This window comes from Aquimarina sp. AD10 (assembly GCF_003443715.1).
Classification (GTDB): Bacteria; Bacteroidota; Bacteroidia; order Flavobacteriales; family Flavobacteriaceae; genus Aquimarina; species Aquimarina aggregata.
On record NZ_CP031965.1, the window covers coordinates 4,947,706 to 4,959,182 of the forward strand.

An 11,477-nucleotide genomic window follows, 5' to 3' on the forward strand; every position below is an offset into this window, starting at 1 on the left:
ATGCGTAAGATTATTGCTTATTTTATCAAATACCATGTTGCGGTAAATGTTGTCGTGATTGCATTTTTTGCTTTTGGTATTGCGGGAGCCCTCTCGTTAAAATCTTCATTTTTTCCTTTAAGTGACTCTAAAAATATAGCGGTTACGATTACTTATCCAGGAGCGTCACCACAAGAAGTAGAAGAAGGGATAGTACTTAAAATTGAAGATAATTTAAAAGGATTAGATGGGGTAGATCGAGTAACATCTACCTCTAGAGAAAATAGTGGAACCATTAACGTTGAAATCGAAAAGGGAAAAGATATTGATTTTATGTTGTTAGAAGTAAAGAATGCTGTAGATCGTGTTCCTTCTTTTCCAACAGGTATGGAGCCCTTGGTGGTTGCAAAGCAAGAAGCAATACGACCAACGATCAATTTTGCGGTAAGTGGTAATGAGATACCCCTTTCAACATTAAAACAGATCGCCAGACAAATAGAGAATGACCTTAGAGGAATCGATGGTATTTCTCAGATTAATATTTCAGGCTATCCAGCAGAAGAAATTGAAATAGCAGTAGATGAAAATAGTTTACTTGCTTATAACCTTAGTTTTAATCAAGTTGCACAGGCTGTAAGCCAAGCAAATATTCTTACCACCGGAGGAACGATAAAAACAGAAGCAGAGGAGTATCTGATACGTGCAAATAATCGTTCTTATTATGGTAGTGAATTATCAAATCTTATTGTAAGAACCGATCTCTCTGGGCGTACAATACGATTAAAAGATGTTGCAACACTGCGAGATCGCTTTTCTGAAACCCCTAATGCGACATATTTTAATGGGGATCTTGCAGTAGATGTACAGATAACAAGTACAAATACCGAAGACTTGATTTCTTCAGCCGAGAAAGTAAAATTATATATAGAAGATTTTAATCAAAAATATAATAATGTGCAGCTCAATGTAATTAGTGATCGATCAATTACATTGGTACAAAGAACAGCATTGCTAACAGAAAATGCGATTATAGGAATGCTTCTAGTGCTTATCTTTTTATCTCTTTTTTTAAATACGAGATTGGCATTTTGGGTGGCATTTGGGCTACCAGTGGCGTTTATGGGGATGTTTATTTTTGCAGGACAGTTTGATGTAACGATCAATGTGCTTTCTTTATTTGGGATGATCATCGTTATCGGGATATTAGTAGACGACGGGATTGTTATTGCCGAAAATATATATCAGCATTATGAACGAGGTAAAAACCCTGTACAGGCAGCAATTGATGGTACTATGGAAGTGATTCCTCCTATTATTTCTGCAATTATAACAACAATCTTAGCATTTAGCATTTTTCTGTTTTTAGACGGCCGAATAGGGGAGTTTTTTGGAGAAGTATCCGTAATTGTAATTCTAACCTTAACCGTCTCGCTGGTTGAAGCACTTATTATTCTTCCTGCTCATTTGGCACATTCAAAAGCACTTAAAAAGCAAAGTAAAGAGCCTAAAAGTGGTATGGGAGCTATTTTTGCAAAGCTTCGCTATATTAATACATTTGGGGATCATATTATGAAATGGTTACGCGATAACTTATATAGTCCGTTACTACGTTTTACCCTGCAGAACAAATTTTTTACATTTTCTGTATTTGTTGTTTTCCTTGTTTTAGCGATAGGAAGCATAGGTGGTGGGATCGTGCGTACCTCAATTTTCCCTCAGGTAGCAAGTGATCAAGTAAGGATCACTCTGAATATGCCAAATGGTACAAATGAAAAAACAACAGATAGTATTATTTCTTTAATAGAAGTAAGAGCGGTAGAAGTTAACAAAGAGCTGACCGAAAAATATTTGAAAGATCCTATTTATGAAGGCAAAGAGCTATTTAAAAATATAATTAGTAATAGAGGTCCTGGATCTTCTTCAGCAGCATTGGCTATTAATTTATTACCAGGAGAAGAACGACCAGATGCTGTATCATCATCGATGGTTACTAATCTGATTAGACAAAAGATGGGAGAGGTTGCCGGAGTAGAAAGCTTGGTGTATGGTAGTGGTGGTAATTTTGGAGGAAGACCAGTTTCGGTTTCTCTTTTAGGTAATAATATTGCCGAGCTCAAAGCAGCCAAAAAAGAACTGAAAGAAACCTTAGTTGCAAATGCTTTATTAAAAGATGTTACTGATAATGATCCAGCAGGGATCAAGGAAATCAAATTAGAGTTAAAAGAAAATGCATACTTACTAGGCTTAAACTTAAATGATGTGATGCGCCAAGTAAGGGCAGGTTTTTTTGGAGTACAGGCACAACGATTTCAACGAGGTCAGGATGAGATACGGGTTTGGGTACGATACGATCGTGAGAATCGATCTTCTATTTCTGATTTAGAAGATATGAGAATTAGTACGCTCACAGGAGAAAAAATACCGCTTACCGAAATTGCCAATTATAGTATCGAACGTGGAGATGTAGCGGTTAATCATTTGGATGGGCGACGAGAAATACAAATTTCTGCAGATATTAAAAACCCTGAGACAACAAGTTCTACAGATATATTAACCGAAATTAGAACGGTTACTATGCCAGAGATTTTATCTAAATATCCAACAGTAACTCCCTCTTATGAAGGTCAAAACCGAGAAGCTGGTAAATTTTTAGGATCACTAGGTCCTGTTGGACTTACTGTTTTAGCCTTGATCTATATTACAATCGCTTTTACCTTTAGAAGTTATAGTCAACCATTGTTACTATTGTTGTTAATTCCGTTAAGTTTACCTGCTGTAGCGTTAGGACATTGGGCTCATGGTTTTTCGATCAATTTACTATCATTGTTAGGGATTATTGCACTTATAGGTATTATGGTAAATGATGGATTGGTATTGATAGGTAAATTTAATAGCAATTTGCGTGAAGGACTTACTTTTGATCAGGCAATTTATGAGGCAGGAAGATCTCGTTTTAGAGCTATATTTCTGACTTCATTAACAACGATAGCAGGATTAGCACCACTTATTTTTGAAGAAAGCAGGCAGGCAAAATTCTTAATACCAATGGCTATTTCTATAGCCTATGGGATAGGTTTTGCGACCGTGCTTACCTTATTAGTACTGCCATTATTTTTATCTTTTAATAACAATATAAAAGTAGGAACTAAGTGGTTGATTACGGGTAATAAAATTACAAAAGAAGAAGTAGAAAGAGCGATTATAGAACAAAAAGAGGAACACGAAGAACATCATGAATTGCAAGCATAATATTTATAGCATAAGACTAGTTTTCCTACTGTTTTTAGTTTCCGTAAGTTTAACGGCCCAACAACTAACAAAAGAAGAAGCTATTCGATTAACATTAGAGAATAATTTCGGAATTCTTATTGCAACGAATACTATTGAGGTTGCTAAAAACAACAAAGGAGTGCTTAACTCCGGATATCTGCCATCATTGGTAGCCAGTGGGGGTGCTAATTATCAATCCGCTTCTAGCAATACCTCTTTTCAAGGAGCGATTAATCCTAATACAGGACAGCCCAGAGAAGATATAGAAATAAATGATGCCGAAACACAACGGTATAACGCGGGACTAGATCTTAATTATACACTTTTTGATGGGTTAGGACGATACTACAATTATAAAAGATTAAAAGAACAATATAATCTTAGCGAGTTACAAGCTAGAGAAACAATAGAAAACACAATGCTTCAATTGTTTTCTGTATATTATGAGGTTGCTAGATTATCAGAAAACGAAGAAATTCTCAAAGAAACATTGCAAATTTCTAGAGAACGCGTTACGAGATCAGGTTATCAATTTGAATATGGTCAAAATACCAAGTTAAATGTGCTTAATGCTCAAGTAGATGTGGCTAATGATAGCATTAATTTGCTAAACACGCGTCAACAATTAGTAAATACTAAAAGAGATCTTAATGTCATTTTGGATAATGATTTAGAAAAAGGATTCGAGGTAGATACTATCGTAAAATTCATTCCTAAAATAACACTAGACGAGTATTTAGAACAATCTTCAGAAAATAATGTAACATTATTACAAAATCAAAGCTCGCTTAAGATTAGTGACTATGATATAAAAGTAAGTAAATCCGGATATTTGCCTACAATTGGATTGTCGGGATCTTATGGGTGGAACGAAAATAGAAATCCACCTTCGGCCTTTTTTCCGGGTAATGTTGGAGATACCTATACTTTAGCAGCTGGAGTGAATCTTACGTGGAATCTTTTTGATGGGGGAGGTACTATAACGCGAGTAAAAAATGCTAAAATAGCACTAGATAATCAAGAAATCCTAAAAAGACAGGTAGTTAAAGAAGTAGAAAGGGATATAGCTAATGCCTTAGGAAATTATAAAAACCGTTTAAACGTATATAAGATTCAACAACAAAATGTAGTTACCAATCAAAATAATTTTGAACGCTCCCAAGAGCGCTTTAAATTAGGGCAGATTACTTCTATAGAGTTTAGACAGGCACAGATTAATTTGATTTTGGCTAGAACAAATAAAAATGCAGCAAAGTACGACGCAAAAATAGCAGAACTACAACTATTGCAATTAACAGGTCAATTATTAAATATAGCGTTTTAGTTCTCTTTTTGTGTTTCGAATGTCATATTAATCTTGTCTTCGTGTTTTTACAAACTAATAAATAATAGATAATGTTCGAACATTTTTTTCAATGTCCATATTGTTGGGAGGAGATTTCGATGCTTTTGGATCCATCTGTTGGGTATCAAGCGTATGTCGAAGATTGTGAGGTTTGTTGCAACCCTATAGAGCTACATCCCAGGTTTGAGGATCAAGAATTAATATCTTTTGAATCAATTAGCATAGAACAGTAAAATTAAATATCTTATTTTTAAGGTGTTGCAATATTTTTACTTTTTTTATTCAAAATAGCCTTGTTAAGTTCAAAAAGGGTTGTATATTTGCCGTCCGTAAGGAATGATACATAGCTTGTCGGAATTATGACCCGAAGTTTTAAAGACAAGTAAGTTATGATCATATATCGCGGGATAGAGCAGTAGGCAGCTCGTCGGGCTCATAACCCGAAGGTCACAGGTTCGAGTCCTGTTCCCGCTACTTTTTAAAGCTAAAACATTAATAATTAATGTTTTAGCTTTTTTGTTTATTTCGATTTTTTCTGAAAAAACCTTTATAAATAGTGAACCTTCGTGTGATTTTCCCGAAGGTTTCGAATACATTATTTTAGACAATAATCAGGTTAACTTTTTTATTATAAGTGATTTAGGATGCTTTTAAATACAAGCGTGTTTTTTGAAGTACCTAAACGAAGTACCTGTTTTTGTAGTTTTTATATCTGAGAACTGAAAAATGGATCAAGCTCGTTTGTACAGAAGTAGCTGTATTGAATATATCTCTTGTGCTAAACTGTATGCTTTTTATAAATATGGATCCGTACTCGAAAAGTATTTGGAGTTAGGGTATTAGAAATGTTTTTGTACTAGTAGGTAATACATTAGGTTATACTCAAATATAAAAATGGTTCGTTAGTCACCTAGATTTGCTCGTTTATCTACTTATCAATCCATTACTTTCTCTTTTTTTACATCTTTGAATTGTAATCAAATCTAATAAACGATCATTTTTAAAATCTGATTGTAGGCGGAATCTGAAAAGCCAAATATTGAAAAGAGTAGGAAAAAAATCTAAAAATTATGAGTAATTATCTAGTTGATCATGCAATCTATTCATGGAACATTACTGGTACAGAAAAATGTCTTTATAAAGATGTAAAGGAAGTTGTTCAAAAGATGCTTATGGAAAATGGTGGTGTTATAAATGTTAATAATACTGCTTTAGGTGGAGACCCTTGTCCAAATACTCCTAAATCATTTGCTGCAATTATAGGGATAGCAAATAGTGAAGGAATAACCAGAAAAATATGCACCTCAGTAGAAGGTGTAAATATTGATGTTAATATTTCTGGAGAGATTATAATATCTTAAAAATGACACTGCTTTATATGTTAAATACAATTTATAAAACATATAAAGCAGTAATTCTAATTTTAAATTTTAAACGTTATGCCATCTACAATTCCTTACGATCCTTCGTTAATATTAGGAAATATAGTTCCTATGGAAAAACTGCAAAATGCAGTTCAAATTTCTAAACTTCAAGCTCCTGCTGATGCAGCAGAAGATAATTTAAACTCTTTGATTACTTTAAAAAGGAGTATGGATATGACTATTCAAGAGATGATTAATATGGGGGTGGATACTTCGGACCTCATTAAAGAATCTCAACAAATAAATAGTCAGGTTCAACAAGCTGCTGTTGCTTACGGTAAAGCTAAAATTGCCGCTCAAAAAGCTATTCAACCTTTAAAAAGTAAAGTGAATACTGTAAATGAATCTATTGAGAGTCCAATAGATTATAATAAAAGTAAGATTAAACAAATGGCTATATCGGCTGATTCTTTAAATATGAATTGTCAATATTTTTCATTTGACCAAAACTCTCAAAGCTCTCAAAGTCATGCCTCAACAGTTGCTTCTTACGTAAGTGAATCCTTAAGCATATTTGGTGAGGGTTCATCCTCTAAAGCAAGTGCTAGTGCCCAACAACAAATGAATAGTCAACATTCACGCCATAGTATTGCAGGAACCTTAGTTGTTGCAATAACCTGTACACATAAAAACGCTCAAGTTTTTGCTCCTTATATTCTAGATGTTGATAAAGCTGTAAGATCTTGGAATGCTATGTTTCCAGACGATATGATAAAGACAAACAGTCCAGAAAATATTGCAAAGATCGAAGCAAATTTAGATACTAAGAAAGATAAATCTTTTAATATACTATCTGGGGCTACCTATGGGTCTTCTTTTGTTGGTATGGTACACGTTTTAAATACTACAGTTAGTCAGTCTAGCCAAAGTATGGAATCTGTAGCATCGTCTCTGCAAGAAACATTTGAAATAGGAGGTTGGTTTGCGTCTGGAACAGGTGGGTTTGGTGTGAGTGATTCGTTTTCTAATAGTGCGAAAAACTTATTAAGTACTCAAAATGTAACATCACATTGTTCCCTTATCACTATGGGTATTATTCCGTCTATTAAATCCAATCAGGTGAGTATGGCTGTTAATAGTTTTAGTGATTTTAGTCCAGACAAGGCTATGGATCAGTTAGCAACACTTCAAGGAGCTACTGCTAGCGAAAACAATACTATAGGAGAAGCCGCTACTGCTGCACGTACAGGGCAGCAAATGATTAGTCTGAAAAATGCAACAATCAAAGGAACATTGAGCGGAGTCTCAAAGATTGATGATGCACAAAATCAAATTATTGATACCAACTCCATGATGACCGCACTAGAAGATTATGTAAATAAATGCGTTGAAGGCGGTGAAAACCTGGGAGTACCAATTAATTATTACTTAAAGCCAATAACACAAGCAGAAATTGCTCGTGCATGGATGGCTAAATACTACCCAAATAAATTTAATAAAGCTGGCAGCGCTGACGATAGCGGTTCTGGAAGTTCTGATGGAAGTAGCTCTGACGGTGGAGACTCTTAAACTTAAGTTGTAACATAACAAAGAGGAGTGGCAATTTAAAGCTACTCCTTAAATAAAGGCGGTATCCGAAAAGCCAAATCATAAATAGAGTAGGAAAATAAACTTTAATACAAATGTCATTTTCTAAATTAACAAAAGTAAAAAAACCTATTCTTTATGTGTCAGATCCTCATTGTGATGAACAACAGGTAAATGAATTAGTGAAAAACATTCGAAAAGAGTTTGGACAAAAAAAGATGATTTATATTTTGTCAGGAACCCATGGCACAGAATCAGGGGGGTTGGTCGCTGATAAGGGATTTTTTTATGAAGATAAGTCTCTTGAATCGCAAACATTTAAAAGTGTTAATGTAAATGAAAACACTCCTAAAAATACTTGGAAAAATTATTTTGACAAGACTAATTCTGTTTTAGTTTTAGCATGGTGTTATAGTGATAGGTGGAATGGTCTAACAACATATTTTCAATAAATACAGAACTAATATAAAAGAATGAGAACTTGACTTTTGCATAATAGTTCTCATTATATTTTCACCAAACCTCCATAAACGCATATGATTTCGTCTCATAAATATTAAACAAACGATGGAAAACATCTTAACACAACATCACGATATTATTCGGAAAATTTCAAAACAAAAAGGAAGTTTTGAGATCCAGACTATCTTAGAAGAAACTTTCTTTACTAGGAATAAGAACTGTGCTTTAGTAGTGCAAAATATAAATCGTTATGCTGTGCTTTTTTGCGAAGACACAATTTTTAACGAAGTAGGGAAGCACAATAAATTTATAAGTAGTTTTTGGAAATTAATTGCTTTAATTAGGTATTTAAAGGATCACCAATATATATATTCTTTAGGAGGTACATTAACCGATAGTAAATTGTATGCGATTCATCCTGATTTTCATTTTCCTAAAATACAAGGCGATAGAATAATTCTTAATGATAAAGGATGGTACTCGATGCATCCAGATGCTATATTTGATAAAAATGGTGTTTTGGTTTATAAAGGCACTATATATAGAGATAGCTATTATGAAGCAGCATTGCATAATCTTACAGGAGTCTATATTGTTTCTGAAAAGTTTAAAGAATTATTAATTGCAAAAAATGAAGTTGATAAAGAAGTTTTCTTAAAAAAACCAACTAATAGAGCAATTAATTTTATTACCTGGTTACATTTTTTATTCACTATCTTAATATTAGTTTTCCATTTTTTCTTGAGTTTAAAATTTCATACTCATATTGAAAATAATAATAAGTATACTTCATCGATTTTAGGAGCTACAAAAAGAATTGCGGTAAGCAATGAAATAAATACTACCCAAGAAACACACTTTGGAGTTGATATATCGCACTATCAAGGAAATTTATTAAAAGAAGGTCTACCAGATACAATTTCTTTTGTTATCTGTAAAGCGACTGAAGGAGTAGATTATATCGATCCAGATTTCAAAAACAATTGGGAATACTTAAAAAAAAGAAATATCGTACGTGGAGCATATCATTTCTATAAATTAAAGGATACTCCAATAAAACAAGCAAACCATTTTGCAAATACAGTTGGAGTTATAGATACACATGATATAACACCAATAGTAGATATCGAAACTTTAAGCCTTCAAAAGGAAGAACCTATTGATGAGAATTCATTAAATAGAAATTTATTATTGTTTTTACGTCATATAGAAGAAAAATTTAATCGAATTCCAATGATTTATACTAGCCATTATTTTGCCAATACACATCTTAAAGATACCACTTTATCTAAATATCCCTTATGGATAGCTGATTATACAAAATCAGGGTATCCCAAGGTTCCAGATATATGGAAAAATAAAGGTTTTAAGATATGGCAACGTAGTGACTCGTATAGTTCTGAATCAACCACAATTGATTTAGATATCTTTTACGGAGATATTGAAGAATTAGTCGATCAATAATTTAAAGCAATTCTTTACTATTAAAGAAAGAAATCAAAGCCTATCTGAAAATTTAAATACAAAAACATACGGAGATATTTCTGATAATGAAGCAAAAGTAATTTTTATACAAACAGGAAATATAGTCTTTAGTGATATTTAAAACTTGTAAGTCAGTTCCAAATCATTTAATCTTTTTAAGCCAATTAGTTTAACTAAAGGTGTAGTTGCGATTTATTTGATACAAATATTTAAAATATTGATATTCAAAATATATAGTTTCGATGTGGCCCAACTTTTTCACCGTAGTAGACAGAAGCAATTACGCCCCAATTGAACAGAAATGAAGAATTATAAGTAACCACGGTATAATTTTCAAAAATTTCAAAATGTGGTTATATAAAATTAATTAAAACCTATACAAATGTCAAACCACAGAACTTCAACAGTACAAAAAGTAGTTACGGGTCAAGTGCAACAAATTACACAACAAATCGCAGAAAAATATCCAATCATAGGTAACCCCCTTCCAACTAATGTTGTAGGAGGTGAAAAACCAGTTGTTATCACTGAAATTCCCCCAGAAGGATACTGTATTAATCAACCAGGTGAATATGTTTTGGGCAACAATATCAATTGGTCACCTCCCAATCAATCACTAATAGTTGGTGAAGTATGGCCTGTTGCTATCGTAATTCAATGCGATAATGTTCATTTAGATTTTCAAGGATATGATTTAGTAGCAGCGAGTAAAGGGACACATAATTCTATTGGTATCGTTGTATACAACGCAGAAAAATATTGTAACAACGTAACCATTCAAAAAGGTACCATCAAAAATATGGGAATTAATGGTTTACTGGCTATTAACACTTTTAATTTGTCGATATCCAATATAACAATAGAAGGGTTAACCTATCCGAATTATGATTTTTTCCCAAGCGCAATTTCACTTATTGAAGCTCAGCAATTTACCTTAAATAATTGTAGAGTGGAAAATGTTACAACAACCGCTATATTAACTGGAGGTTTTATGATAATTAATTCAAACATAGGAACTGTTAGCGATTGTCTAGTAAATAATTTTACAAATAAAGATGGAGTAGCTTGCGGTTTTCCATATTTTGACTGTTCAGGAATTAATACTGATAATTGTATGGTTATGAATTTAACTACTTTTTATGAAGGTAATCCGCTTTCAACAATTGGTCATACCTGCATTGGTTTTATGCCGGTCAAGTCTAACTATTTAAGTTTTTCAGGATGCGCGGCAATAGAGATTAACGGTTGTTGTGATGATTGTCATGGAATGTCTGCGTTTGATGTCGATAATGTTGAAATCACTAATTTTACTGCTAGTCATGTTCATGATGGATTAGGTCCTCAAAAAACAGGCGCAAAAGCAACTGGATTAGAAGTATATGGTAGCAATGTTACAGTGACTAACAGCCATGTTAATGACATTACTGCAATTGTACCTCAAGACTTGCAGTCAACAGGATTTAGTGCCAATGGTACTAATATTATTTTTAATTCTTGTACGGCAACACAAGTGACTGTTTTTGATGCGAACGATTGTCCAGACACAGCATATGGTTACGGAACAGGTTTTGGGTGGGCACCAGATCCACGACCTCAATTTGTACATTCTCCTGCAAAACAAGTCGCCTATATTAATTGTATAGCTAATAACTGTCAACTGGGTTTTGACACTTGGAATCATCAAGAGTCAACATGGATTAATCCTTTAACAATAGACTCCGGAAATGATTATTTAATTCAGATCCAAGGTGCAGAGCGAGTTTACTCTATGAATTTCTGCTCAGAATTGCCAAATTCAACTCCATCAAGTCCATCACAAAAATTTCAATGCTATAATCAAATAAACGGGAATGTGTATCCAGAAGAATGGAGTATAGAGGAGGAGTAACAATAAAAAATATTTTTATACAGTTTTTAGATCAGTAATTTCAAACAATAATTAATATTAATGTATTGTTTTATGAAACTAATTTGAAACCCAAGAC

Annotated in this window: 8 protein-coding genes and 1 tRNA gene; all 9 read left to right on the plus strand. The window is 33.2% G+C overall.

The features are described from left to right. Window positions 1-3,228 carry an efflux RND transporter permease subunit gene (locus tag D1816_RS20495; protein ID WP_118505332.1) on the plus strand — a complete coding sequence of 1,076 codons (3,228 nt, stop codon included), beginning with the start codon at window positions 1-3 and terminating at the stop codon, window positions 3,226-3,228. Beyond that, window positions 3,212-4,573: a TolC family protein gene (locus D1816_RS20500; protein WP_118505334.1), complete on the plus strand. Its 1,362-nt coding sequence runs from the start codon at window positions 3,212-3,214 to the stop codon at window positions 4,571-4,573. The genes D1816_RS20495 and D1816_RS20500 overlap by 17 nt, the downstream gene beginning before the upstream one ends. A gap of 71 nt (window positions 4,574-4,644) precedes the next feature. After that, a complete protein-coding gene (locus D1816_RS20505; protein WP_082832265.1) occupies window positions 4,645-4,827 on the plus strand; it encodes a CPXCG motif-containing cysteine-rich protein in 183 nt (60 codons plus the stop codon). Window positions 4,828-4,995: 168 nt separating this feature from the next. Beyond that, window positions 4,996-5,068: transfer RNA gene (locus tag D1816_RS20510), tRNA-Met, on the plus strand. Between the two features lie 596 nt (window positions 5,069-5,664). Beyond that, complete coding sequence (locus D1816_RS20515; protein ID WP_118505336.1) at window positions 5,665-5,955, plus strand: hypothetical protein; 291 nt, start codon at window positions 5,665-5,667, stop codon at window positions 5,953-5,955. Window positions 5,956-6,033: 78 nt separating this feature from the next. Continuing rightward, a complete protein-coding gene (locus tag D1816_RS20520) occupies window positions 6,034-7,527 on the plus strand; it encodes a hypothetical protein (RefSeq protein ID WP_118505338.1) in 1,494 nt (497 codons plus the stop codon). A 113-nt stretch (window positions 7,528-7,640) separates the two neighbouring features. Then, the gene (locus D1816_RS20525; RefSeq protein ID WP_118505340.1) at window positions 7,641-7,997 is read left to right on the plus strand and encodes a hypothetical protein; all 357 of its coding nucleotides are present in this window, start codon (window positions 7,641-7,643) and stop codon (window positions 7,995-7,997) included. A 115-nt stretch (window positions 7,998-8,112) separates the two neighbouring features. After that, complete coding sequence (locus tag D1816_RS20530; protein ID WP_118505342.1) at window positions 8,113-9,471, plus strand: glycoside hydrolase family 25 protein; 1,359 nt, start codon at window positions 8,113-8,115, stop codon at window positions 9,469-9,471. Window positions 9,472-9,874: 403 nt separating this feature from the next. Continuing rightward, window positions 9,875-11,380 (plus strand): hypothetical protein, encoded by a 1,506-nt coding sequence (locus D1816_RS20535; RefSeq protein WP_118505344.1) that lies wholly within the window; start codon window positions 9,875-9,877, stop codon window positions 11,378-11,380. The last annotated feature ends 97 nt before the right edge of the window (window positions 11,381-11,477 follow it).